This window comes from Priestia sp. SIMBA_032 (assembly GCF_046535215.1).
Classification (GTDB): Bacteria; Bacillota; Bacilli; order Bacillales; family Bacillaceae_H; genus Priestia; species Priestia aryabhattai.
On the sequence record NZ_JAWRXD010001213.1, the window covers coordinates 1 to 250 of the forward strand.

Genomic DNA, 250 nt, shown 5'->3' on the forward strand with positions numbered 1-250 from the left:
CTGAGGACGCTTCCTTTGTTTTGGCTTCTGATACGAATTGTGCCAAAGCTTCGAGTGTTAAGTGGTCGAAAGGGGGCGGTATTTCTTTTATTCCTTATGAGTTGGAAATGTCGGGTATAAAACCCAGCAGGCTGTCCGCAAAGGAGCCTGTAAGTAAAAAAAATATAAACAAATATTATTATGTGGAGGGGCAGTTAAATAAGGTAGATGTCTACAATGCAAAGGGTGAAATCCATGGGTTCGAATATTT

The 250-nt window shown here is 40.4% G+C and carries 1 protein-coding gene; it reads left to right on the top strand.

Annotation, left to right across the window (positions count from 1 at the left end):
- Positions 1-20: 20 nt before the first annotated feature.
- On the top strand, positions 21-250 hold a 230-nt coding region (locus tag SB717_RS38185), incomplete at its 3' end, for a hypothetical protein (protein ID WP_410908400.1).